Source organism: Pseudomonas rhodesiae (assembly GCF_007858255.1).
GTDB classification, from domain to species: Bacteria; Pseudomonadota; Gammaproteobacteria; order Pseudomonadales; family Pseudomonadaceae; genus Aquipseudomonas; species Aquipseudomonas rhodesiae.
The window spans coordinates 1-23869 of the sequence record NZ_VFEU01000009.1; the positions used below are offsets into that span (position 1 = coordinate 1).

At 54.9% G+C, this 23869-nt stretch carries 21 protein-coding genes and 4 pseudogenes; 15 read left to right on the forward strand and 10 right to left on the reverse strand.

The genetic code is table 11. From position 1 onward, the window contains the following. The 3 genes from tnpA to FIV35_RS15075 all read right to left on the reverse strand — a co-directional run. The coding region (tnpA, locus tag FIV35_RS15065) for an IS66-like element accessory protein TnpA (protein ID WP_211363913.1) at positions 1–299 on the reverse strand (299 nt) is incomplete at its 3' end. Between the two features lie 288 nt (positions 300–587). After that, a complete protein-coding gene (locus tag FIV35_RS15070) occupies positions 588–944 on the reverse strand; it encodes a type II toxin-antitoxin system RelE/ParE family toxin (RefSeq protein WP_034138144.1) in 357 nt (118 codons plus the stop codon). 2 nt (positions 945–946) lie between these two features. Further along, complete coding sequence (locus FIV35_RS15075) at positions 947–1237, reverse strand: type II toxin-antitoxin system ParD family antitoxin (RefSeq protein WP_034097264.1); 291 nt, start codon at positions 1235–1237, stop codon at positions 947–949. A 276-nt stretch (positions 1238–1513) separates the two neighbouring features. On the opposite strand from FIV35_RS15075, the gene FIV35_RS30315 reads away from it, so the two are divergent. Both FIV35_RS30315 and FIV35_RS29895 read left to right on the forward strand, forming a co-directional pair. Next, on the forward strand, positions 1514–1681 hold the full coding sequence (locus FIV35_RS30315) for a transposase (protein ID WP_146375002.1): 168 nt from the start codon (positions 1514–1516) through the stop codon (positions 1679–1681). 206 nt (positions 1682–1887) lie between these two features. Continuing rightward, a pseudogene (locus tag FIV35_RS29895) lies at positions 1888–1974 on the forward strand (IS66 family insertion sequence element accessory protein TnpB); the annotation flags it as partial. 25 nt (positions 1975–1999) lie between these two features. Here the strand turns inward: FIV35_RS29895 and FIV35_RS29900 are convergent. Further along, positions 2000–2142, reverse strand: a pseudogene (locus FIV35_RS29900) (integrase); the annotation flags it as partial. Between the two features lie 243 nt (positions 2143–2385). Between FIV35_RS29900 and FIV35_RS15090 the strand changes: the two are divergent. From FIV35_RS15090 to FIV35_RS15105, 4 genes are all read left to right on the forward strand, one after another. Then, positions 2386–2769, forward strand: a complete 384-nt coding sequence (locus FIV35_RS15090; protein WP_146375004.1) for a hypothetical protein — start codon at positions 2386–2388, stop codon at positions 2767–2769. Between the two features lie 108 nt (positions 2770–2877). Continuing rightward, a complete protein-coding gene (locus FIV35_RS15095) occupies positions 2878–3096 on the forward strand; it encodes a hypothetical protein (protein ID WP_146375006.1) in 219 nt (72 codons plus the stop codon). Between the two features lie 62 nt (positions 3097–3158). Further along, positions 3159–3413, forward strand: coding sequence for a hypothetical protein (locus FIV35_RS15100; RefSeq protein WP_034138142.1), 255 nt, complete (start codon positions 3159–3161; stop codon positions 3411–3413). Positions 3414–3432: 19 nt separating this feature from the next. Then, positions 3433–3981, forward strand: coding sequence for a hypothetical protein (locus FIV35_RS15105; protein ID WP_034138141.1), 549 nt, complete (start codon positions 3433–3435; stop codon positions 3979–3981). 222 nt (positions 3982–4203) lie between these two features. On the opposite strand, the gene FIV35_RS15110 is transcribed toward FIV35_RS15105, so the two are convergent. From FIV35_RS15110 to FIV35_RS15120, 3 genes are all read right to left on the reverse strand, one after another. Beyond that, a complete protein-coding gene (locus FIV35_RS15110; RefSeq protein ID WP_034138140.1) occupies positions 4204–5364 on the reverse strand; it encodes an IS30 family transposase in 1161 nt (386 codons plus the stop codon). A 94-nt stretch (positions 5365–5458) separates the two neighbouring features. Next, complete coding sequence (locus tag FIV35_RS15115; protein ID WP_034138139.1) at positions 5459–5761, reverse strand: hypothetical protein; 303 nt, start codon at positions 5759–5761, stop codon at positions 5459–5461. A gap of 407 nt (positions 5762–6168) precedes the next feature. Then, the gene (locus tag FIV35_RS15120) at positions 6169–7095 is read right to left on the reverse strand and encodes an HNH endonuclease (protein WP_170245405.1); all 927 of its coding nucleotides are present in this window, start codon (positions 7093–7095) and stop codon (positions 6169–6171) included. Between the two features lie 529 nt (positions 7096–7624). Between FIV35_RS15120 and FIV35_RS15125 the strand changes: the two genes are divergently transcribed. The 6 genes and pseudogenes from FIV35_RS15125 (at position 7625) to FIV35_RS15150 (ending at position 14690) form a co-directional block, all read left to right on the forward strand. After that, on the forward strand, positions 7625–8128 hold the full coding sequence (locus FIV35_RS15125) for a glycine-rich domain-containing protein (protein ID WP_034138138.1): 504 nt from the start codon (positions 7625–7627) through the stop codon (positions 8126–8128). A 3-nt stretch (positions 8129–8131) separates the two neighbouring features. Continuing rightward, positions 8132–8911, forward strand: a complete 780-nt coding sequence (locus FIV35_RS15130) for a TauD/TfdA family dioxygenase (protein WP_052198953.1) — start codon at positions 8132–8134, stop codon at positions 8909–8911. After that, positions 8908–10185 carry a radical SAM/SPASM domain-containing protein gene (locus FIV35_RS15135; protein ID WP_034138137.1) on the forward strand — a complete coding sequence of 426 codons (1278 nt, stop codon included), beginning with the start codon at positions 8908–8910 and terminating at the stop codon, positions 10183–10185. Before FIV35_RS15130 ends, FIV35_RS15135 begins: the two co-directional genes overlap by 4 nt. Beyond that, positions 10160–13714, forward strand: a complete 3555-nt coding sequence (locus FIV35_RS15140) for an ATP-binding cassette domain-containing protein (protein WP_034138136.1) — start codon at positions 10160–10162, stop codon at positions 13712–13714. The genes FIV35_RS15135 and FIV35_RS15140 overlap by 26 nt, the downstream gene beginning before the upstream one ends. Before the next feature lie 68 nt (positions 13715–13782). After that, positions 13783–13963: pseudogene (locus FIV35_RS15145) on the forward strand (transposase); the annotation flags it as partial. A gap of 160 nt (positions 13964–14123) precedes the next feature. Further along, a complete protein-coding gene (locus FIV35_RS15150; protein ID WP_034138135.1) occupies positions 14124–14690 on the forward strand; it encodes an isochorismatase family protein in 567 nt (188 codons plus the stop codon). On the opposite strand, the pseudogene tnpC reads toward FIV35_RS15150, so the two are convergent. From tnpC to FIV35_RS15170, 3 genes and pseudogenes are all read right to left on the reverse strand, one after another. After that, positions 14680–15555 (reverse strand): annotated as a pseudogene (gene tnpC / locus FIV35_RS15155) (IS66 family transposase); the annotation flags it as partial. The gene FIV35_RS15150 and the pseudogene tnpC sit on opposite strands and share 11 nt — an antisense overlap. Before the next feature lie 1121 nt (positions 15556–16676). Continuing rightward, positions 16677–17945 (reverse strand): tyrosine-type recombinase/integrase, encoded by a 1269-nt coding sequence (locus FIV35_RS15165; RefSeq protein ID WP_034138134.1) that lies wholly within the window; start codon positions 17943–17945, stop codon positions 16677–16679. 152 nt (positions 17946–18097) lie between these two features. After that, on the reverse strand, positions 18098–19012 hold the full coding sequence (locus FIV35_RS15170; RefSeq protein ID WP_034113643.1) for a LysR family transcriptional regulator: 915 nt from the start codon (positions 19010–19012) through the stop codon (positions 18098–18100). A 266-nt stretch (positions 19013–19278) separates the two neighbouring features. On the opposite strand from FIV35_RS15170, the gene FIV35_RS15175 reads away from it, so the two are divergent. From FIV35_RS15175 to FIV35_RS15185, 3 genes are all read left to right on the forward strand, one after another. After that, complete coding sequence (locus FIV35_RS15175; RefSeq protein ID WP_034138133.1) at positions 19279–20301, forward strand: zinc-dependent alcohol dehydrogenase family protein; 1023 nt, start codon at positions 19279–19281, stop codon at positions 20299–20301. A 707-nt stretch (positions 20302–21008) separates the two neighbouring features. Then, complete coding sequence (locus FIV35_RS15180; RefSeq protein WP_034138132.1) at positions 21009–22433, forward strand: hypothetical protein; 1425 nt, start codon at positions 21009–21011, stop codon at positions 22431–22433. Then, positions 22430–23836 carry an aminotransferase-like domain-containing protein gene (locus FIV35_RS15185; RefSeq protein ID WP_034138131.1) on the forward strand — a complete coding sequence of 469 codons (1407 nt, stop codon included), beginning with the start codon at positions 22430–22432 and terminating at the stop codon, positions 23834–23836. Before FIV35_RS15180 ends, FIV35_RS15185 begins: the two co-directional genes overlap by 4 nt. The last annotated feature ends 33 nt before the right edge of the window (positions 23837–23869 follow it).

Consider the following 23869-nt stretch of genomic DNA (forward strand, 5'->3'; position numbering starts at 1 on the left):
GCGGCGCAGGCAGCAGCACTATCGGTCGGCCAGTTCACTTTGACGGTGCCGCGTGGGTGCAGAATCTCAATGCTGATATTCGATGAAGGTGGGTGTGCCGTTATCTGCATGGGCAATGGGATAAATGCTGGTTGAAGCGCTGAGCTTTTGTGCGCGTGCACTCGAATCCATTTGTGGACGAGGTTGGCGTTGAGGCTATGGCTGAGGGCGACGCCGGCAATCGAAGCGCCGGGTTGGGCACACTCTTGAATGACCTGGGCCTTGAAGGATTTGGAATAGGAACGGCGTGTTGGCTGCATGACATACCCGCTTAAAAGGCTAGAACTGGTGCCCACTTAAATTAAGTGCACACCATGTCCAAGCGTTGCGGGGTTGGGTAGATGACTTGGCCGGACGCATACGGCCGTGGCTGGTATTCAGTGCGCCTCCGTATACTGGATGAGCAACCCGTATCTGGCAAACCCTTGCTCGTTCGAAAGAGGACGTGGGTGATGAGTCGATACCTTCAAGCGGCGTTGTCGGGGCTGTTTTTCAGCACCTATCCTTCGCTGTTCATGGCCAGTTAAGCCTTTGGGCCAGGTCGGTGATCAGTCGTTAGGCAAGTGCAACTGCACTTCCATGGCGTCATGCAGGAGTCGGACGACCTCGATCACGTCGTCGTTTGCCAAGCGATAGAACACGACATGGCGCGGGCTTTTGACCGTTCCATGGGGGTGTTTAGCCTGCTGGCGTGAGTAGATGAGGTGATAGCTGCGAAGGCCCGGTGCAAGCTCATCGCGGTCGTGGCTGCCAATTCGATAGGGCGTGTCGGCGATAGCTTGTAATGCGGAGAGGATCAGCGCCTGGTAGCGCTGGCGTGCTTGATCGCCGAACTGCGTCTGGGAGAGCCTGAGGATGTCGACAATATCGGTGCGCGCCGCGTTGGAAATCCGATATTGCGGCATGCTCAGTGTTTCTCGCGCGCTGGGAGGGTGGCCTCCAGGCTCAAGCCCTCGAGGTAGTGCTCCAGATCCCCTTCGTTCAACTGAGTAAAGTGCCCATGCTCAAGATCCATGATGCCGATCGAGGTCGCCTGACGCAGCGCCTCAATTTTGGCGGTGTCTTCGGCGACGCGTTGCTCCAATAGCCGCAAACCTTCTCGCATCACTTCGCTGGCATTCTGATAACGGCCGGACTGCACCAGGTCCTGGATAACCTGTTCCTGGTGAGGGGTGAGCACAACGTTTCGCGTCGCCATAACTAACTCCAGGTCCATGCAAACAGGTACATTTGATTGTTGGCATATTATGCCATTTTCGTTCAGGGGAATAGTTTGGGGCCGACATTCGGCGATCAGCTGATGGCTGACTCGGCGCTAATCAGCAAGATTCAAAGTGATCCACCCATTAATAAAACAACCTGTAGATTGATTGTATGCGTCCGGCCAAGTCATCTACCAGCCCCGCAAAGCCAAGAGATGGTGTGCACTTAAATTTAAGTGGGCACCAGCTCTAGCTGTTTAAGCGGGTATTTCATGCAGCCAACACGCCGTTCCTATTCCAAATCCTTCAAGGCCCAGGTCATTCTAGAGTGTGCCCAGCGCGGTGCTTCAATTGCCAGCATTACGCTCAGCCATAGCCTCAACGCAAACCTCGTCCACAAATGGATTCGGGTGCACATGCACAAAAGCGTCGTGCTTTAACATGCATTTATTCCATTACCCATGCCGTTGGCCGCAGCAAGTTCGCACGCAGCGTCATCGAATATCTGCGTTGAGATCCAGCACCCATGCGGCATCGTTAAATTGAACTGGCCCACTGAAAATGCTGCTGCATGCGCGACCTTTCTTCGAGACCTGTTGCGATGATCCGCATCAACGCCATCTGGCTCGTCACCGCTCCGATGGACATGCGCGCAGGTACCGAAACTGCGTTAGCTAAGCCGATCGTGGTGTTAGGTGCGGCGCAGCCGCACTGCGCTTATCTGTTCGCCAACAGCCGCGCCAACCGCATAAAGGTGCTAGGGGCTGAAGTGCCCTCAGGTTTCTGGTCCTGCGATAGATCAGTGACGCCTTCGTACGTCTCATCATGTGGGTGCCGAACATAGCCGGTTCAAGGCCAATAGCTTTTTTCCACGCTTGACGATTCGGGCGTACTGCCGGGTCAGGGCTGGTCTGTGAGAGCCAGCAATGCCAGTAAGCTTTTACGGCCGCTCATTTCCTCCGCAGAAGTTGCTCCAGTAATAGCTCACGGCTCGAGGTATGGGGCGGATGAAGCTACTGGGTGCCAAAGTGCTAGTGTCGAGACTTTTTCGATTGCTAGAGCACCGCAAGGAGTAGCGCATGTCATGGCTAATTAAGCTGGAGGGGGCGCCCGATGGTTTTGATAAGTATCTCGCGAGATTCCATTGCCAATCTACCGGACGCCCAAGGCATGCTTAGAAAAACACACGGTGTATGACTTTGGCGGTGCATTCAATGTCTATCGCGCCGATGAACAGCTGGCCTATTTGCAAAATCGCGCAGCCGTCACCGACCCCGTCGAACGGGCGAACCTGGTCCTCAAGTACGAGGTCCATAACTACGACCCGGTAGGTACGTGGTTCATCATGGGCAATAACCCAGGCACCGGCGGGGTGATACCCCAGGGCAGTAGCCTGTTCAAACAGCTTATCAACGTATTGAAGGGCGAGACGAAAATGTACAGCTGTTACGCCTACGGCCCAAATGCCTGCACACGATACTGGCCCGAGGGTCGGCCCGTGCTGGTGCCGGTGAGCCCGCGCAAATAAGGAAATTCAGGATGCAGCTTAAACGTCTGGCGTTAATCGTGTTGATTGCTCCTTTTGTCAGCGCTTGCTTTAGCAAGCCATTCCAGCCCCCCCACGGCCGATGCCGACTTGTGGGAGAAGCCCGACGCCAGCCACCAGGATGTGGTTGCGTCCATGTTGGCGTGTGGTGAAAAGAATGGCTCCGGCATCGATCCCAATGCCAGCTTCCAGGAGCGGGCGCAGCGCTTTGTGTGTATGAAGCGCGCGGGCTACACCCGGCGTGATGGTTTTGACGTCTGTGCATTGCGCACCCAGGAACCGTTGAAGGCTTGCGAGTCGGCGCAATGAAACCACAAAAAAACCGCCTTCTTTTTGAGGGCTCGTCACTCAACACGATAGGGACATCACCTGTGAAATATGCAATCTGCGCCACCTTGCTGCTGTCGCTCAGCGGCTGCCTGACCATGTCGGGTGAATACACCGTGACGGCTCAGGACGCCTCCGGCGCCCCGTTAACCAAGCTTGGCACCTTCACCGCCGAGGGCCATAACATCTACCCCATACGCAATGCGTTCTGCCTCAATGCGCCGGAGGCGACGGTCATCATTCGCGATGCCCGCACCGGCGAGGAACTGCACAGCGAAAGCCCTTATCACTGCCGTTAAGCCTCAAAAAAGGATTTCCATGAGAGCGTTTCTGATAGCAGGCCTGGCCGTGGCCGGGAGTGGCTGCGGCAATATTTCCAATATCCGTGCTTACAATACGGCCTATGTTGAACCCACATCCGGGGATACCGCACGCTTGCGTGTGATCACCAATGGCATGGCGCGCGGCGTGCCGGGCCGTGACTGCATCGACTGGCGTGTGCCTGGCGCCGGGGTGATGGCCGTGTCCGAGTCCGGCTTTGCGGGTCAGAATAATGGTCGCAGCCTAGGCATGCCCGATAGCAACCGCCGGATGGAGGCGCAAGGCTCCGCGCGTGGCGAACTGAAGGTGCCGGCGAACAAGCCTTTTGCCATGAACTTCCAGAGTGAGGGTTATGTTTCTGGCGGCAATTCCTATAGCTGCAGGCAAAGCTTTCACTTCACCCCCAAGGCCGGGCAAGATTACGAACTGATCCTGCTGGACGGTGGCCAGTGCTTGGTCGCGTTGCAGCGCTTAAACCCAGCTGGAAAACCTGAAAACGAGCCTGTTGAGAAGGCAGGGCTGTGTAGAGCATTGGATGCCTTTTAGCTTGGCGTATTCAGAATTCCAGCGATAGGTGCCTATCTGGACATTGCGGATAGTTCAAACCTAAACGTGAGCCGAATCAATGCGCATCGGGGGCGTGGCCTTTAGCCGACTTGACCTACCAGGCGTATCCAAGAGGCAGAGAAGTGAGCGAGCTTGCACTTGCGGAGGAGGCAAGCTGGGCGAAACCAGAACCGAGTTGGTCGTCCGCTTTTGGCTGTGGATTCAACCGGTCGATGCAACAGATTGGCTAAATCGTTCTGCCGGTGTTTCGTAGTCTAGCGTTTTCCGAGGGCGGCTATTTAGCTGCCTTGCCACTTCATTGAGCGTGGCTTGCGAGTGCTCCGCAAGGTCGGTTCCTTTCGGGAAGTACTGCCTTAACAACCCGTTGGTGTTCTCATTTGATCCTCGTTGCCAAGGACGATGAGGATCGCAGAAGTAGACTTTGATGTCGGTAGTCACCGTAAAGCGTTTATGGTCAGCCATCTCTTTACCGCGATCCCAGGTCAGCGATTTGTAGAGTTCTTGGGGCAAGTTACGGGCGTTTTCAATTAGGGCGCTGATGACCGTCTCGCTATCCTTACCGTCCAATTTCACCAGCATTACGTAGCGGGTATGTCGCTCAACAAGAGTGGCAATTTGGCTGTTCCTGCTACCGCACAGCAGGTCGCCTTCCCAGTGACCTGGCACCGCCCGATCCTTAGCCGCGGCCGGGCGTTCACGGATCGATACAGCATCAGTGATTCGTCCGTGATTTTCTTTTTTCTGCGTGTGATGACGCGAGCGACGCATGGCCCGCGTGCGCCGTAAATGCTCAAGCAACTCCTTCTTCAGAGCCCCGCGAGCCTGTATGAAGAGCGTGCGATAGATCGTCTCGTGTGACACCTGATAGCTCGTATCGTCCGGGTACGTACGCTTCAACCAACCGGCAATTTGTTCCGGTGACCACTGCAATTGAAGCTTGTCTGCAACAATTTGCGCCACCGTTCGGTTCTCAACAAGTTTGCAGACCTTGGGTCGATGGGCGCGATCCCAGGCAGCCTGATCAGCTTGATTAGCCCGGTAGCATCCTTGTCCACCGTTGCGTCTGATCTCACGGCTGATCGTAGAGGCTGCTCGCCCTAGCAACGCAGCCATGGAACGGATCGAGTTACCTGCCACCACGGCACGCGAAATCTCTTCACGCTCAGCCAACGTCAGCGCCAATCTGGATCTGCGGCGTACAGCGGGTCTGATACCGCCTGTTTCCGCCAAGATGCGCTGTATCGATGAATGGTTTCGATCAAATAGTTGGGCGATGTGCTGGAGAGAGTCGCCTTTCTGCCAGTGATCCCACATCAGTTTTTTCTGGCTTTCGGTGTAATAGATCCGAGGTCTCTGCTTCATCTGCAACACTCCTTCTGCTTACACAGAATTTAGTCGTGTTGCATCGACCGGTTGAATCCACAACCCTAAGCAGACGGTACCCACTTAGTGTCAGCTAAGCTGAAAATTTGCCGCTCAGAAGAACTGCCAAGCTCTCCGAAGATAAGCTCCACTTTTTAGTTGTTGGCTTTTGTAGAAAATCCAGGTTTTGGATATGCGGAAGGATGACGGCCAATAGCTGTTTTGCATCCAAGCCTCGAAATATAGCCTCACAGTCGCCGCCATCGATTGCCATGTCATCGCTATCGAATTGACCTACGCCACTCCGAGCAAGCTGTGGCTTGAGTTCTTCAATAACGTTGCACCACAGGACAATGTCCTCGATGGAATGAGTGAAATGAAGGATCAGATGTTGCATCGGTTATTCCTGACGTTCTGATGATGATAGGAGCGCTGGCTATTTTCTTTCCTTTAACGTTTCGCCGGTGGAAACTCCTATTTCGAGGATTTTCATCCTTCATAGCGAGGCTTGCTTAAGCCTAGCTTGATTCCTCAATCACGGGCTGCTGCTTTCGAACTGAAGACGCCCATGCGACTCACATCATGCAGCTAAGCAACGGCTGACTCCGGCAGCTATTGGCCGATTGTAACCGGTCGTGAAAGACCGGAACCGACCCTAAGCCGCCTTCGCTAGAATGATCACGCAAGCTGACGGATAGAGGCTCTCCAGATTCAACGTCCATCGGCAGCTGATCCTGGTGGTTTTCAGAGGTAGGAGGAGCCTCCTTCCGAAGTGCAGGCCGGGTGTTCGAATAATAAGCCTGCCTAGGTCTCCAAACCAGCTTGAATCCACTTTCGTTCAAGGTATTCGGGGTCAGGACTGCCGCCGTCAATACGAAGCCTGAGCTTTTTTCCGGAATATCTTTGATACCCCGACTTCGCTAATAGCGGCGATACCACGATGTTGAGTGACTTCGGGTCCACCGCGATGAGGCTGCTATCAAACAGCCGATGGAGATCAGAGCGTAGCAGCAGCCCGTTCCCGGAATGATTCAGGCCTGCCTCAGAGTGGCTCACAATGTGCGCAGCCTCAAGCACCTGTGCAATGGATTCTCCGGATATTGCGCAAGTACTATCGTACAGCTCCATCAGGTTCAGTCTGAATCGACTTTGATTACGCCGGGCTTTGCGCTTCGCCACGACTGTGCTGCCGTCGTCATCGCGCGCCTCCGTACGTGGATGATCCGCCCCCTCCTCGCTGGTGTGCGCTTCTATCGCGCAGCTCATCAACTCAAGAAAATGCTCACAGACAACCGGCCAATCGGCATCGTCAATAAATCCATAACCTGTACGGGGTGTGTTGACTCCTGACTTTAGGCGGCTCTTCACGCCTTGGACCGAATGTGAATAACCCTCGTCTAAGGTTACTGGGGCGCCCAATAGGGCCTCAAGCATTGCGACATTCCGCTCATGGCTTGGTGCCTTGAGATGCCACGTGAAGCGTCCACGCTGATGCACAATCATCGACAAATCTAGTTCAAACAAATACTTCGCGCCCTTGAACAGAATGATGTAGAAGGGCCCGTCCCCCCCGCGCCAACTGGTAAACCGCACATGCATTCCGTTGGAGAGTTTTACTATCTCATAGGCTCCGGGCGCTCCACATGGAATCAACTCGGTGCTGATCGTCTCAGCTAGCTCTTTCATCAGCTCATGACCAAGACTCTTGTAGAACGCTTTATCTCGCGGCACTTTTCTCGTCCCCTTTAATGGTTTGTCTAATTGCGAATTTACCCGAGGACTTGAGTCATACGGTAGATTCGTCGGTGAGTGGGACGATCGCGGATTTGAAAGGCGTTTTGGATCGCGGGTTAGGTCGATAACGGCCACGTGCAAGTGACAGCTTCTGGCCGCTCTCTGCCGGTCACGACCAGGCGGCAGTCGGCCAGAAGCGAACAGTCTCACCGGGACAGGGCTGGTATCCATGAGGCTCGAAAGCATCTATGAAACTCGGGGCGATTCAATGATCCGTATGCGTATCTCAAAGATGTGCTGATTCGGCTGCCGACATAGCGGGCGAGTGAGATTGGGAAAAGCTAATAGCGCATGAGCAGCTGCTCGAGTCCTTGGATCGTACGAGACAGGAATACGCCTTGCGCAGTGGCATTATGCCGCTTAGCATTGGGGGCGAGTTAGCCTGCATCGATGCGGCTAGGGGTTTGATGCCCTAAATAATGGAACACACCTTGCGCCTGGAAGTGCAAGAAGAAAGGAGAGCGTCGTGACCCAGCAATTTGATAACGCGGTATTTGAGCAAGCCCTGGCTTTGACGGCAACTTGGGACTTTAAGCTGGCCATTGAAAAAGTCTTGGAGATCAAAAACGGAGAGTGGACCCGTGACCGTGCGGAAAAAGCCGTACAGAATTACACGCGTTACATGGCGGTGACCAAAGCGCTGGGCGGGTTGCAAATGGTGCCTAACGGGGATATCGACGAAATCTGGCACATGCACATTCTTGATACGCGCGCCTACATGGCGGATTGCAACGCGTTATTTGGTGAATACCTGCACCATTACCCCTACTTTGGCATGCTTGGTGAGGAGAACCGGCAGCAATGGCTGCAGGTGCAGAAAGTCTCCACAAATCTATGGGTGCAGCTATTTGGCGAACCGCTTTACGGTGCTGATAGCGCCCCGCAAAAGTGTCCGCAAGTTTGTCCCTGCAACATTGACGATTTGACGATCACATCGTCCGGGCTGTCTGCTGTTTTGAGAAGCGCCTGATTCATGTCGGCGAGCGATTATCCCGGCAGTCATAGCGTAGTGCGTTGGCCTCGGGAGAAAACAACTCCGAACAAAGCATTGCAGCTGGACCAATGTGAGCTCGCCGAGAATGGCTTCCAACTAATACGCCAATACGGGATTGATGTGTCTCGGCTTGAGCGTGACTTGGATCGGATTTCGGGAGGCCAGCTGTATTACTCAAGTCGGGTGGGCGCGCTTTGCCATCAGTACAGCGTGCTTCCGGAAAGTGCCAATTTTTCTGAACAGATGCTTGGCGGTGGCTTCCACACAGATTTTATGTTCCAGCCGAATCCTCCAGCCTTTATTGCGCTGCTTTGTCTGCAGCCGGATCCCAGACATCCTCTCTATGGCCGCAACCAGGTGGTACATGTGCGGCCTTTTCTAGAAAGGATGCAGCAGATATTTGGAGTGAGTGAGCAGGAACTGAAGGAGTACAGATTGCTGTATGACCTTGCTGAGCGTGGCCGCTTCGAGCTACCGATCCTGTCGGATTTAGATGGGAAACCCATTTTTCGCTTCCACGAACGGTTGCTGGCGAAGGGGCAGATGCAGGGTATTTCTGCGCCGGATATGTCGGTGGCAGCAATGCTTCATGCCGTGATGATGGAGGTCATGGCCGATATCTGCTTAGATCGCGGCGATCTGTTGATTCTGTCAAATCACAATGCTCTGCATCGCCGCGGGGAGTGCAGTATCGAGTTCGCAGGTGTGGCCGGTAAATGGCACGCGCGAGAAATGGCCACCATAAGGTTCAATCTATGAAGTATGGCTTCAACACTCGGTATGGCATTGAGGAGCAAGAAATCAAGGGCCATGGGAACGTGTTCTTTGTTAGGAAAGAGCATCGAGACGATATTGTTATCCTAGATGAGCGCTCTCTTGCACTAATAGAAAGAGTAAAGCAAAAAGGGGGGGGAGATGAAACTGATGAAGATGCCTCTACCTTCGCGAGGCTGGTTGGCGAACAGGTAATTATCCCCCTAGAGCCCTCCGATTACTTTAAAAGCCTCCCTTACATAGAAAGCCTGAGCTTCTGGTTGCAGGTGACGGATACCTGCAACCTAGCCTGTAGCTATTGCTATATCCCCTCGTTGAACAGCAAGCAACTTTTTCGCCCCGATTTATTTGACATGCTTGCTAGTAAACTGCTTGCGGTAAACGGGCTGCGGACAGTGAACATAAAGCTTGCCGGTGGTGAACCCTTGATGGCGTTCAATAAGTGGCATGCGAGCATTGTCCAACTCAAGGAACAGCTGGCGGATCAGGGCATTGAGTTGCAGTTGCGCTTAATCACCAACCTGACAACGCTGACAGACGCGATGATCGAGTTTATAGGTGAGCATGACATTGCAGTCTCAGTTTCTCTGGATGGTCTCGCGGCCTATCATGACAAGAACAGAATCTACACGGGCACCCAAAAGGGCACGTTCGAGGTTGTCGATAAGAACATAAAGCGATTGCAGGGCGCGGGTATCACGCCAAGTGTGATGGTCACCGTGACGTCAGAAAATCACGAGGGTGTCCCGGATCTAGTGGATTACCTCGTGCAGAACGACATCACCTTCCGCCTTGCAGATGCGAAAGGCGGGTACATCGATCCCGCTGAGTTCCTTTCTGCAATGGAGAAAGTCTCCGATGTACTGCGCGCAGGTGTTGACAGCGGCTTTCCGGTGAGCCGGCGTGTTGTTGTGTCCGATTTACGTACGCATTACCCCAGCTCAACCCCCTGTTCAATGGGTAAGAACGCTGCAGCAATTTACCTAGATGGCTCGGTGTATTTTTGTCATACCGAGTTCGGGAAGGGCAAGCCACTGGGACATCTAGAGGAAGATGGGAGTCTTCTAGAGATTATTCAAAAAGGCAGAGAAAAACACTTTGGCTTGAGCGATGACTGCCAGCAATGCGAGTACCGGCTGATTTGTGCGGGTGGCTGCCCTCTCTATCGTGTAGAGGGAAAGAGTCCCATGTGTCAATCCTATAAGAAGATAATCAGGCAAGTATTCGATTTGTATGAGCGCGAACAAGACCTCCTTTGAAATCACCGGGATTACCGAGAACAATCTGAAGAACATCGACTTCTGCGCCGCGGCCACGGAAGTGATTGTGATCATCGGAGTTAGCGGGTCTGGAAAATCCACTTTGGTCAATCGAGTCATAGCTGCCGAAGCTCTGCGACAGAGCAAGTTGCGCCGCAAAAGTGACGACCTCTTAGACTATTGCGTGCGCCCTAACTTTCAGACCGCTACGCGCTTGCCCGAACCAGTCATGATTTCCCAGCGCGCCATCATGCCTTCGGTGTCATCGACGTTCGGCATCCGAACAGGGCTCAATGATTTATTGGTCAGGTTATTCGTTCGCCGAGGTGAAATTTATTACCGCGGCGGGAGAATATCTAAGCCGGATCTTGCGACTATTTTGCAGTTCCGCCGACTCTATCACCCCCGGGCCCGTTTGCTGGGCTGCATTGCCCGCTATGAGGGCATCGGACGTAGCCAACTGGACCTGCTACGGAGGGCTGGGATACAACAAGTTTACCTTCGAGCGGAAGGCAAGCGTGCGCTTAGGCCGCTGGCACTGGATAAACTGGTGACTTCACAGCTTTCCAGCTGTGAGGTCTTCATCGATTTGGACGGTGACGATGCTCCGGTCCTGTTGAAAAAAAGCCGGGCGATTCCGGTGTTGATCGATGACTCCCTTGAGATAGATTTCCACCAACACGGCGTGGCGCTAGAAGATGGGACGGTCTTCAGGCTGCCGTCCAAGCTGTTGCTTTCGCGCTCAACGATGTCGTCACATTCGGGATGCTGTCGCGTGTGTGGTGGCGCGGGAACTGTGACCCACTACGATGCTGAGCGAGCCATTGACGGACAGGTCCCGTTGAAAAACGGCTTTCTGACCGTGCCGCTATCTCCATCGGGACGTTATAAGGGTTTTAAGTTCCTACCGTCCGGCCTAGTTGCTTTGCTAAAAAAGGAGGGGCTCGATGTTAATAAACCGTATTGTGCTCTCAGCACTGAGCACAAGTCCGCAATTCTGAATATATTAAAAGATAAGCTGGCCCGAAACAGTAGCGATAGCGCTGCCCAGCAGTTTATCACTGTCGGGACATGCAATGACTGTGAGGGGAGTGGCCTGGACTGGCAGGCTCGAGCAGTAACCCTCAATGGAAAGTCCATAGATTACTTTTTCGGGCTGACGCCATCCAAATTGCTTGCTGAGTTACGAGTTCTGGTCACTGAGGAAGATGAGGTCGCGCGCAAGATGCTGGTCGTGTTGGACTACCTATCGGCGTTGTCCATTGATCACATTGATCTGAATCGTCCCTTACCAAGTATGAGTTCAGGCGAGCTGCAAAGGATGAAGCTACTGCCTGCGCTTATCAATCGGTATTCAGGACGGCTCATAATTCTCGATGAGCCCTCCTCGAACCTGCAGTACCGTGACAACCTCAAAATACTGCGGCTGATCCTTGAACTAAGAGCGTGTAATAATTCTATTATAATTGTGGATCATAACCCGATGTATCAGGCGATCGCTGACCGGGCTATTAAAATTGGTCCTGGTCCAGGGGAGCTTGGCGGCTTTTACTGCTTAGTTGACGAAGATGATCAGTTATCCGCCGGTTTTGACGATCTACGCGAGGCCGAGGGACCAACAGCTGATTTCAGGTATACCACACTCCAGCTCCCCCACCTGCGAACTCTGCAGTTGGGGCAAGTGCGCATTCCTCATAGTGCTTTTACTGCCATTATCGGCTCTAGTGGCGCGGGAAAATCTACGTTATGCCGCGAGCTGATCTATCCCGCGCTTATGAAAAACGGTGAAAACGTCATTCTGTTGGACAGCACGCCACCACGTGGTGCTTCCAATTCCATTGTGGCTACCTACCTTAATGTATTCGATAAAGTCCGGAGATTTTATGCCCGCTGCGAGGGCGGGGAGTTAGTCGAAAGTGATTTCAGCTTCAATTCGACGGGAGCATGCGATCACTGCCAAGGTGCTGGTAATGTTGAGGGGCAGGTCTGCAGTGTGTGTTTTGGTAGTCGTTTCAGATCCGAGGTGGCGCTGTTCAGTGTAGAGGGCTACACCCTTACCGAACTACTGGCGGCTGATCTTGACCGGATTCCTTTGGAGGGCGGATTAGCCTTCCTCACTGAGGCTGTAGATATCCTAAAACGACTGTCTCTTTCTCATCTTAGCTTAGGGCGAGAGACGGACAGTTTGAGCGGTGGGGAACTGCAGCGTCTCAAAGTCGCCAGATTCTTAATGGCGCATCGAAAGGACCGCAAAGCCAGCAGCTATTTCGTGATTCTGGATGAGCCTTGTCGCGGTCTTGATCCACAAGCTGTGAAGAACCTGTACGACACGCTGAAGGATTTTCTATCCGATGCGGCTGTATTGATAATTGAACACAACCCCCATTTCATTTACAGGTGCCAGTCCATAATAGATATGGGTGAGGGCACGGGCATCAAAGACGAAACCACCGTGGTGCAGGGGAGGCTAAGGGAAAAAGTGTTCCCCAGTCTCAACCATGCGCAGGTGTTGAGCGCATCAGAGATGTCTGGCAATCTAGGGATACCTTGTGATGAAACTGATCTGCGGATCGAAGATGATGAGGTGTTAAGGGAGTTAAACACAAGACGTTACGAGCTGATTCCCTCTCTCCTACTCAAGCAGGACAACTTTGCCCTTGAGGCAAAATTTCGCGAGTCTTTCAGTCCTCTGATCCCGGACAAGAATGTTGTCTTGTACAGAACACGAGACGAGTTGGAGTGTGCGTTAAAGGAAGAGTGTCGGTTTTTTTTCAATCCGTTTATCGCTCTGCTGGAGCGTTTTCCCCGCGTTCCAGTATCCCTACAGCAAGAAGTTCTCAAGAAGATCGATAAGCGTGCCATTGTCTGCGATACCGATCCCTGGTCGTTCATGGTTACTGCGGGCTCGTTGCAGTCTGCTTATCTGAATGGGGCTGGAGTAGTTATCGCCCCTGGGCCAAATGGAGCGTTCGCCTATCACACCGTTCGCTTAGTGAGTCTGCAAGAGTGTGTGGTAGACCGAGTTTTCCCTCACACGTTCGCTTTTAACCTATATAGGAATGCCTGCCATTACTGTAACGGTTACGGGAAAATACAGAGCTATCCGCTACGGGAATGGATTAATAGGTCACGCTCCGTACTAGATGAGGGATTTATGACCTATCCCGTGCACAAGATTGTTCCCAAGGCAACGATCAAGCGTTTTGCCAAGGAAGGGTTGTTTGACTTTTCACAACCCGTTGAAACACTCTCCGACCAAGAGCTAAATATCCTACTTTATGGCTTTAAGGCTTACAGGTTCAGAAAGGCCGGATCCAGTGATGATTCGGAGGCTGCGTTCTTCGAGTGGCGCGGTCTCAACTCCTACTTGTATCGGAATGCGGCAAAATTGAGTCCCGCTCAAAACATCAACAACTCCATAAAGTGGACAACCTGCCCATTTTGTATGCAAGGCTTTTCGGACAAAATTAGATTTTACGCACTAAAAGGTCGTCTAATTACGGAATTTGTTGGGAATCAGCAGTCTTGATCTGTGTAGTGGTCTAATGAAACCGGACACCCATTTAGGCGAGAATGCTCGCCAGATCGAGGTGTCAGATGACCAAACAACGCCGCTCCTTTACTCCTGAATTCAAAGCGCGAGGCTGCCGACCTTGTGCTCAAACAAAACTACAGCTACATCGAAGCCAGCCGTTCGCTTGGCATTGGTGAGTCGGCATTGCGCCGCTGGGTTGACCAGATTCAGAAAGAACATAAAGGCGTCACCCCGCAGAGCAAGGGTAAGCGTATGCCGAAGTCACCTTGCATAAACTGTCGGGTCATCACGAAGAGCTTCACAGCGAGCAGTTCCTAGGAAGGCTTCCCCTGTAATCAGTTGCTGGTAGAGGATTGTCGCAGCACACTCAGCTACTCGCCCCACCCAAAGGAACTGAAATTACATGAAGGATCAACCTAGCCCTATCCCCCTTGTTATCCTTGACGTTCAGGACGCCATCGATCGCCCGAACTGGGATGGAAAAAATAATCCTGGGTATTTGGCGGTGATCCAACGCCTTCTCGCCCTCTGGCGGTCAAACGGCTGGCCAGTTCTTCACGTGAAGCACGATGAACGGACTCCTACATCCAGCTATTACGTCCATGGCCCGTGGAATGGCATCAAGAAAGACGTTGCCCCGATCGAGGGAGAAACCGTCATTATCAAACAGGAAAACTGCGCATTCATCGGCACCGAATTGGACGCCATTCTTACAAAGATGCGAGTAAAGCGTTTGGTGCTGACGGGCGTTGTCATTCATAACAGTATGGACGCCACAGTCCGTGCGGGAAAAGCACTTGGATACAGCATCGTCCTTCCCTCAGACGCTACGACAGCCGTGCCCGTCGTCGGGCCGCATGGAAAGTCCTGGGACGCCACAACCGTTCATGAACTGACCTTGGCAATACTCGGTGATGAATATGCCGATGTCATGTCGTCGGACGAAGTGGTCGCACAGCTCACCCTATGAAGCTTGAAGGTACCCACTGATGTGGGAGCAGTTGACCTATTTCACTCGCCCGCTGCGTCGGCAGGCGGGTGAGAACATCCTTTAGATATGCATATGGGTCATGCCCGTTCAGCCGCGCCGATTGAATCAAACTCATGATCGCCGCCGCTCGTTTTCCGCTTCGTAGCGATCCTGCAAAGAGCCAGTTTTTGCGTCCAAGAGCCCAGGGTCGGATCTGGTTCTCGCACCAGTTATTATCAATGGGTACAGCCCCATCATCGAGGTAGCGCGACAGCGCTGCCCAGCGTTTCAAGCTGTAGTCCAACGCTCTACTGATCGCCGAACCTCCGGGCACGAGATCGCGATGGGCGATCATCCAGGCATGTAGCGCATCCATTACCGGTACGGCTTTTTCTTGCCGTATTCGGCGCCGTAACTCCGGCTCCAGGTTACGGACTTCGCTCTCGATTTCGTAAAGCAACTGGATATAACGCAGCGCCTGCTCGGCGAGCATGCTCTTGTTGGTGGCGTGCAGTTCGAAGAACTTGCGCCGTGCATGGGCCATGCAGCCAATCTCTGTCACACCGAGTTCGAAGCTGGCCTTGTAGCCGCCAAAGTCATCACAGACCAGCTTGCCCCGCCAGTCTTGCAGGAAGTTGCGAGCATGCTCTCCGGCGCGGCTGGGGCTGAAGTCGTAAACCACCGCTGCCACGTTCGAGAACTGGCTGGTGGCGTAGGCCCAAACATAAGAGCGGTGGGTTTTCTTTGAACCCGGAACGAGCATCTGTACCGGTGTTTCATCGGCGTGGATGACCTGTTGCCCGAATACCACGTTGCGCAGCGCATCGACCAGAGGCTGTAACTGAGCGCCAGTCACACCCACCCAAAAGCATGCAACGCAGCACAGACCCTTGGCGGCGCCTACAGCTGCACCACCTCAGTTCTTGAGGCGTGTGTCACTGTGCCATCTTGGCCAAACGCCGTCGACATTTGAATCTTAATAGCTTGGAGACTCCAATCGGCATTTCTGTTCGCCGCAACCTCGCTGTTCTTGCGGCTGAGCACGCTGCTCTTGAGGCTATTGAGCGATTAGTGCGCCAGTTAAAGCTGGCGGAGGATAGTGATGAAAGTTCGATACTGGTAAGCAATGGCGAATCAACCAGACCCCGAGTCATGCATGTTGCACCATGAGGTGCAGGGTGAAGCGTTGACAGGGGAAACCGATGGGCCAGCCATTGAACCGCGTAATCATGAATTCGGGATGCCGATGTTGTTAAGCGAAGCAGAAGGCAATACGGAGCATGGCGTTATACGCCAGTCATGCTCTGATCCCGTGCGGTCGGAGACCCTGTGCACGCCGGGAAGTCCTTCGCACAGAACTGGGAGATCTCAGCGGTGCCCAGCGCGCAAGCACCGGGCGGAGCATGAAAGGCCAAAAGCCGTAACCCTGCTGTCCACGCCGCTGAGAAGTCGGATACGTCCGTAGTACCTGAGAATCCATCGAACAAAGGGCCAAGCTCTGCGGAGATTGTGGAGGAAAGGGACGTAGCGAAGGGAAACACCGACATGCCCCAACGCCCCGGACACTGAGTCGGATCAGTTGCGCGTCGATGGGACTTGAAGGTGTACGTGAAGCAGCCCGAAGGAACAAGGGCATGCAGTTCTCGGCATTGCTGCACCACATCACACCACAGTTATTGGCGCAGAGCTTCTATGCCCTGCGCTGCAGCGGCGGGCGTGGACGGCATCACGTTGTGGCGAGAATATGATGAAGGTCTTCTTCAGCGGGTATGCTGTAGTTCCGCACGTACGGATCTATGCGGGTGACAGCAGCTAACTGCCGTCCCTACCGCTGCGCGGTTCATAGGCTTGTCATGCCCAAAAAAGTAGTCCATGATTTTGTCCATAGAAAGCGTTACTGAACTTAAAAACTCAACGTTTTCAAAGGGCTAGGCGTTTAGTAAGAAACTCGTTTCCCGCTCCGCTATCTGACTTTTATCCTCATCGTCAATCTGTCGTCACTCGCGCGGCGTTCTGTCTTAACAGATCCAAATAGTCAGCCCATTGTTGAGCCGCTTCCCGGCGCTGCGCTAGCAGTTGCGCGCGTGCATACACAGCCCCCAGCGCACCTGGCATCCGGTGGGACAGCGACAATTCAAGCACGATGGGATCAATTCCCAGGTGCTCGTGGGCAATAGTCCTGTAGGTGGCACGAAAGCCGTGGGCAGTGATGCCGTACTCCGGCCAGATATGCTGAAACGACTTGAGCATTGACGTCGGGTTGATCGGGCGGCCTGGATAGACCGGCGAGACGAACACCCAACCTTGACCTTTGTCGTCCACCACGCGCGTTTGTCTGAGCTTACGCAACAGGATGAGTGCTTGTTCAGGTAAGGGCACGATGTGTTTGCTTTTGTCCAGATGTCTGGTCTTGCTCACTACGTAGCGCCAATCGGCGCCGACCAGGTCGACATCTTCCCAGCGCATCCGCACGAGTTCGCCAGGGCGTACGGGCAACATGACCAACAGGCGCATCGCGTTGGCCACACTGCCGTCATCGCACTCATCCAGGCGTAAAAGGAACCTGCCCAGATCGGCTGGCCTTTCAATCGCCGGATTGCTGGTTACGACGTGGCGAATCCTCAACTCCTCGACATTGCTGAGCGCCACGTTGCGCTCCACCCAGCCGCGGCCTTCAGCGAAGCCGAGGATGGAACGGATGATTGTGCGTACACGGCGGGCCATAGCCATGAGACGTTGCTGGCGCAGTGCCGTGATGATGGCGGTGACGTGTTCAAGCTTGATCTCGCTGACCGGTTTACTGCCGACTGCAGGGAGAATGTGGTTTCTCAATGCTCCGCGAAAACCCGCGATGGATTTGCTCACCAGATGGGCAGACTTGAAAGTCATCCACTGCTCAGCTACGTAGGCGAAGGTGCGCTGTTCACTGAGCCGCTGTGCCTCGATCTTGGCGGTTTTAGCCTTGAGCGGTGCGATGCCGTTCGCCACGTCGCGGCGCGCGCTGCGGGCAATCTCTCGCGCCTCCTTCAGGCCGATATCCGGGTACGAACCAATCGAAAACCGGTTTTCCTTGCCATGCAGGCGATATTTCAAGCGCCAGAACTTGGAAGGAGGGTTTCCGATTTTGCGTGACGCGCTCACCTCCAAGTAAAGACCGGGGACTTCGCCATCGGCATGTTTGCCAGGGGTAGTCAGTGCGCGTACGAAAGCGTCGGTCAGTTTACGCTTGAACAGAGCGCCTTCTCGGGCGTGCATAAGTGGGGGCATCATTTTTTAAAAAATGAAAATATGCCCCCAATTATGCCCCCAAAAGCCTCAGAACCCCTTGGTATTGGACGGACGTCCATGGATTGCAGATGCTGTAAGCTGATGTTTTATAAGCCTTTATAGAACCTAGTAGAACTCTGTTACAAACTCTCGGGGTCGCCGAAGAACATCTGAATACGCGACCGCAACCAGCGCTCTCCCGGATCGTTATCCTGTGAACCGCGCCACGCCATGTGCAGTTCAAAGCTGCGCACCGGCAGCGGCGGGTCTTCTGCGCGCAAGCCGCCGGCCGAGGTCAGGGCTTCGGCCGCGTAGTCGGGTACGGTGGCGAGGATGTCGGTGCCGGCCAGCAAGGTGCCCAGGCCATTGAATTGCGGCACGGCGAGTACGACGTGGCGCTTGCGCCCGAGTTTTTCCAGCTCTTCATCGATAAAACCGCTCAGGTCGCCGGCGAACGACACCAGGGCATGGGGGCGGGCGCAGAAGTCGTCCAGGCTCAGGGAGCCGGGCACGCTGTCGGCGCGCAGCAGTTTAGGCAGGCTGCGGCGCAGCACTTTGCGCTTGGCGTTGGCCGGCAGGTCGGCGGTGTAGCTGACGCCGATGGAGATTTCGCCGGAGGCTAGCAGGCTCGGCATCAGGATGTAGTTGACGCGGCGTACCACCAGCACGATGCCGGGGGCTTCGGCGCGCAGGCGCTTGAGCAACTGGGGTAGCAGGGCGAATTCAACGTCGTCGGACAGGCCGATGCGGAATACCGCATTGCTGGTCGCCGGGTCGAATTCGGCGGCGCGGCTAACCGCGGTGGAGATCGAGTCCAGGGCCGGCGAGAGCAGGGCGAAGATTTCCACTGCGCGGGCCGAAGGTTCCATGCTGCGCCCGGTGCGCACGAACAGCGGGTCGTCGAACAAACCGCGCAGGCGCGACAACGCGGCGCTGATGGCCGGCTGGCCGAGGAACAATTTCTCGGCGGCGCGGGTCACACTGCGCTCGTGCATCAAGGTTTCGAATACGATCAAGAGGTTCAGGTCGACACGACGCAGGTCGTTACGGTTCATCTTGTGTCCTGGAAGAGTCAGCAAACTTGACGAGAGCAGTCACAGGGAGCCGTTGGGTTCCCTCTTGCAGCATGACCGGCATGAATCTTACGGGGAAAGACTGGTACTCTGCACCGGCTAATTGAGTTTTCCTACGATACTTAAGGTCTATTCATCAGACGCGGAATCAATGACAGGCATGTCGACTATTAATGGTGACCGATGGTCTTGCCAGGAAAGCCCAGATAAAGTTCATGGCATTAGAGGTTAATTTGGCGAGGTTTGCGATGTCCCGCACGATCCGTTTTCACAAGTTTGGTCCGGCCGAGGTGCTCAAATGCGAAGAGCATGCAGCCGCGCTGCCCGCACCGGGCGAAGTGCAGGTGCGTGTCGAAGCGATTGGCATCAGTTGGTATGACATTTTGTGGCGCCAGAACCTGGCGTCTTCCCACGCACGTCTTCCTTCGGGCCTGGGCCATGAGATGGCAGGGGTGGTCGTCGCCTTGGGCGATGGCGTGGAGGATTTGGCCGTGGGCGATAAAGTGGCCAGTTTTCCGGCCGAAAGCCCCAATGACTATCCGGTGTATGGCGAGCAGATCGTCCTGCCCCGTTCGGCCCTGACGCGCTATCCGGACGTGTTGACCCCCATCGAAGCGAGCGTGCATTACACGCCGCTGTTGATTGCCTATTTTGCTTACGTGGATCTGGCACGGGTCAAACCGGGGCAGTTTGCATTGGTCACGGATGCCAGCCACTGTGCGGGCCCGTCTTTTGTGCAGTTGGGCAAGGCCTTGGGTGTACGGGTGATCGCCGCGACCAAGGACAGCGCAGAGCGCGAGTATCTGCTGTCGCTTGGGGCCGAGAAGGTAATCGTCACCGAAGAGCAGGACCTGCTTATGCAGATCAACAAGTTCACCGACAATCGCGGCGTAGACGTGGTATTCGATGGCCTGGGTGGTCCGCAGATGTCATTGCTTGGCGATGTACTGGCGCCGCGCGGCAGCCTGGTTCTGTACGGGCTGCAGGGCGGCAACCAGACGCCGTTCCCAGCGTGTGCGGCGTTTCAGAAGAACATTCAGTTCTATGTGCATTGCATCGGCAATTTCACCGGCAAGCCGGAACTGGGCATTGTCCAGGATCAGGTCGCTTTGCAACGGGCCTTGCGTGACATCAACCAGTTGACCGCCGACCGCGTGCTGGTGCCGCTGAAAACCACGGTGTTTCCGTTCAATCAGTTCGTGGAAGCACACCGCTATATGGACGAATGCCCGTGCCGAGAGCGTGTGGCGTTGCAGGTTGAAGCTGTTTAGCGCGTAGGAAGATTCGTAATCGGCTGTTTCGGCCAGCTGGCGCATGGGGCAAATGCGCCATTTGACAGGGCTTAAGCCTCGCCCTTCGTGAAGTGCCGATCAGGCTCTTCAGTCCCTGAATCCTGCTCTTGTCCCCCGACGCCGCACTGAATCCCAGGGCGGCGTTGTTGTGTATGCCCATTCGACATGCCTTCGGCTGTTCATCTGCACTGGTTTTCGACCAAGTTCTGTATCTATTAATCATTAATCCATCACTGATAATTGCGACTTCACATTCATCTCAAGGATTGAGCAATGATTGAATTCATGATGCCGCTACCGACCATCACTCGAACTACGAGTGCATCACTCATTTGGACTTTTGAAAAAAAGTGGGTTGATAACAACTCACTGATCGAAAGCCTGGAAAGTTGCTTGAGTGTATTTGTCGGACGCTTCTTTAAATAATTGGTTAAAGCTGTGTAGGAAAATGTCAGAGCCTTCCTAGGAATGACAAAAATATGAAGTTTATCCACTGATATCAGTGGGTTGCGCAGATCATGCTGGCAACGTTTCTCGGTGATCAAAGCGGGTCATTTCGTTGCGCGGTGCTAGTGTCTAGTTATCGGCGCACGGTGCGAAGGGCGAATTTCCTACATGCGCAATGGGTCAAGCGGAAACTGTCAGCAGTAGCTTGAAACTGATATTTCAACTCAGGTAGTACAACTATGAGCACTATTCACGAACAGGCTATGAATCATGTTTATCAGCAAGTTCTGCAGCGTTTGATCGGGCACTTTACTCGTTCGGGCAGGACGGCACTCCAGTTGTTGGTCCAACGCATTGTGGTGGCCGCAGGGGGCATGGAGCAGGTCGGGGATTACAAAGTGCTGGTGGCCCATGGGGGAGGCGAGGTCAGCAGTTACACGTTGGCGCTGTTACGCGCCGCGCAGTTGACGATCGCTGGTCGCGCTCCCCGAACGTTTCAGTTACGCGTGGCGACGTTACGCCACGCCGGCATGACCGAAGGGCAACTCGATACGCTCAATCGGGGTTACAACCGCCTGTTTCTGCACGATGACTCACGCGTCGAATTATTCATGGTGGAAAACCAGGAGGTCCATCCCTTCAATCACCTGCGTCCCGCGTCTGCGGTCGGGCGCGCGAACAGCCAGCGCAATATGCTGATGGTGGGGCACCTGAGTTCCGGGGACTGTCGCGCGGCATTGTGCAATGAAACCTACCTGGCTCTCGGCGATTTCTACCAGCGCGTCACGACTTGGAACGGCGGCGTTCACGCCTTGGTCAGCGGTGACTCCCCACGAAAGCAAAGCCAGTTTCTCGCCTGGCTGAAAAGAACCGCCGAAGGCGCTGGCATCCCCCCAGCCAAGGGGCGGGCGCGGTCGCTTACCGAATTGTTCGCACGCATGGACGAGTGGAGCACCGGCTACTACCGCGATGTCTATGGCGAACACTACGTGGCGCATGAGAACCCCAGCCCTTCAGGACACCGCCATCTGGCTTACATCGGCATTGACGATCTGCTCAAGGACGTCGACCTGCAATCCGCGACGCTATTGTCCGATTTCATGGCGTATACCCCCGATCCGCTGGGCTTCCATTTCAGCCACCCAAGCTATTCCAATCCGTTGCTGATGGCGCATTTGCGGGGCCTGCAAGCCGAATGCCTGCGCGATCTCGATTATGAAGACGGTGTAGACGGCTTCGTCCAGCAGGCCGCTCACTACATGCGACGCCTGCGCATGCCCGAGGAATTGTTCGCCGAGGCCAGCTCCCGCGAAGGGCGTTTGTTGTCGAGCACCTTCGCCCAGCAATTTTTCGGGCTTGATGAAACCCAATTGGTCTGCCTGCTGTTTTCACCGTTCATTCATTACGGTCAGCGGCTGGAAGGTTATCTGCGCCAGTGCCATCCCGGCATGCTTGTGGCACTGCCCGAACTGCACAAAGCGTTGCAGGGCAAGCCGTCGGCCGAGATGCTGCAACAATGGTTTACCGACACCAGCGGCCTACCCCTGCCGTTGTTGCAACACCTGTATCGCAAACGTCCCTTGACCTGCGCCAACGGTCAGCGGCGCAGTGACCGTGCCGTGGCGCATGGCGCGATCCCGGCCTTTCAATTGTCCGGGCGATGACCCAGCGCGGCGAGCGCCAGGCGGATTTCGCTTATCAGGCGGTCTATCGCTACATGATCAACCTGATCAACGAGGTCAGCACGGACACCCGGGTAAAATTGCCGTCGCTGCGCCAGTTGGCCGCTCGCATGAACGTGTCGATATCGACGATCCAATACGCCTACTCGTTGCTGGAGAAAGAAGGCCGGGTCTATTCGGTGGCCAAGTCCGGTTATTACGCTTGGCCGATGTCGGCCAATCCTACGGCGTGGTTGGGCGGGGACTTGCTCGACCGCCTTTACGCTGCGGCCCGGCGCCCCGCAATGGTGGTGCTCAGCGGCGATGAGCCTGCGCTGCAAGCTTCATTGGATGCCACCTTGCTGCGCCTGGAGCGTGAGTTGGTGCGCCAGTATCCCGGCAATTTGCAGCCGTGGGTCCAGCCGTGCGGGGTGTGGGAGCTGCGGGCAGCGCTGGCCGCGCGTTATACCTCGTCACCCACGCGGTGCTGGCACGCCGACGATGTTTACATCGGTGCCGATTTGCGTGGCGTGTTGGATATTTTGGTCGAAGTGCTGGGGCTCAAAGGCACCACGGTGATCGTCGAATCGCCTTGCGACTGGCTGATTCTGCGGCTGTTGCAGGATGCCGGCGTGCGCGTGATCGAGCTGCCCTGGACTGTCCAAGGGCGCTTGGACAGTGAAACCCTGGAGCGGCTGTTGCGCGATGAACCTGTGCATCTGGTGTTGCTCTCATCGGCGGTCAGCTTGCCTTCAGGCGTGGCGATGTCGGCCGAGGATCGTCTGACCGTGGCGCAGCGCTTGGATCGCTACGGCTGCTGGCTGCTGGAAAACGACAGCCTCGGCGAGTTGAGCCGGGAGGTGCCACACACGCCTTTGCGCGACCTGGTCAACCCTGATCGGCTAATCGTGTTTTCGTCGTTCGAGAAAATCCTCGGCTCGGAAGCGCCCTACGGCTACTTATTAAGTCGGCGCATGAGTGCGGAGTTGCAACGCCAGTTTCTTTTGCGTTCTTTCCGCTTATCGTCAATACGGCAGCGCGCCATCGCCCGTTTGTACCAGAGCGGTCGTATCGAGCAGCACCTGTGCGCGTTGCGTCAGCAACTGCGCGAGCAAGCCGCGCACATGGGCTTGCGCCTGGCCCACCACCTGGGGGATCAAGTGACGTATCGCGTACCGGCGGCCGGCGCTACGTTCTGGCTGGGCTCGAACCGTGCGGTGGATATGCGCCAGGTATTCCAGTATCTGCTGGCGCGGCAGGTCGTGATCGCGCCTGGGGAACTGTTCAGCGTCAGCGGGTTGCATCATCAGTATTTGCGTGTAAGTCATGCCTTTAATGGGCAGCCGAGCCTGGAGAGTGCGCTGATGGCTTTGAGCGACGCGTTGCGCCAGGCGCAAACGGGTTGAAAATTCTGTTGTGTGTGTAGGATCGATACCGTC

What these genes read in the sequence shown, in the direction of transcription:
- FIV35_RS15110 (WP_034138140.1), bottom strand. Translation starts at nt 5,364, where the DNA reads ATGAAGCAGAGACCTCGGATCTATTACACCGAAAGCCAGAAAAAACTG.
- FIV35_RS15165 (WP_034138134.1), bottom strand. Translation starts at nt 17,945, where the DNA reads ATGCACGCCCGAGAAGGCGCTCTGTTCAAGCGTAAACTGACCGACGCT.
- FIV35_RS15140 (WP_034138136.1), top strand. Translation starts at nt 10,160, where the DNA reads ATGAGCGCGAACAAGACCTCCTTTGAAATCACCGGGATTACCGAGAAC.
- FIV35_RS15180 (WP_034138132.1), top strand. Translation starts at nt 21,009, where the DNA reads ATGAGCACTATTCACGAACAGGCTATGAATCATGTTTATCAGCAAGTT.
- FIV35_RS15115 (WP_034138139.1), bottom strand. Translation starts at nt 5,761, where the DNA reads ATGCAACATCTGATCCTTCATTTCACTCATTCCATCGAGGACATTGTC.
- FIV35_RS15070 (WP_034138144.1), bottom strand. Translation starts at nt 944, where the DNA reads ATGCCGCAATATCGGATTTCCAACGCGGCGCGCACCGATATTGTCGAC.
- FIV35_RS15175 (WP_034138133.1), top strand. Translation starts at nt 19,279, where the DNA reads ATGTCCCGCACGATCCGTTTTCACAAGTTTGGTCCGGCCGAGGTGCTC.
- FIV35_RS15105 (WP_034138141.1), top strand. Translation starts at nt 3,433, where the DNA reads ATGAGAGCGTTTCTGATAGCAGGCCTGGCCGTGGCCGGGAGTGGCTGC.
- FIV35_RS15075 (WP_034097264.1), bottom strand. Translation starts at nt 1,237, where the DNA reads ATGGCGACGCGAAACGTTGTGCTCACCCCTCACCAGGAACAGGTTATC.
- FIV35_RS30315 (WP_146375002.1), top strand. Translation starts at nt 1,514, where the DNA reads ATGCAGCCAACACGCCGTTCCTATTCCAAATCCTTCAAGGCCCAGGTC.
- FIV35_RS15135 (WP_034138137.1), top strand. Translation starts at nt 8,908, where the DNA reads ATGAAGTATGGCTTCAACACTCGGTATGGCATTGAGGAGCAAGAAATC.
- FIV35_RS15170 (WP_034113643.1), bottom strand. Translation starts at nt 19,012, where the DNA reads ATGAACCGTAACGACCTGCGTCGTGTCGACCTGAACCTCTTGATCGTA.
- FIV35_RS15150 (WP_034138135.1), top strand. Translation starts at nt 14,124, where the DNA reads ATGAAGGATCAACCTAGCCCTATCCCCCTTGTTATCCTTGACGTTCAG.
- FIV35_RS15130 (WP_052198953.1), top strand. Translation starts at nt 8,132, where the DNA reads ATGTCGGCGAGCGATTATCCCGGCAGTCATAGCGTAGTGCGTTGGCCT.
- FIV35_RS15185 (WP_034138131.1), top strand. Translation starts at nt 22,430, where the DNA reads ATGACCCAGCGCGGCGAGCGCCAGGCGGATTTCGCTTATCAGGCGGTC.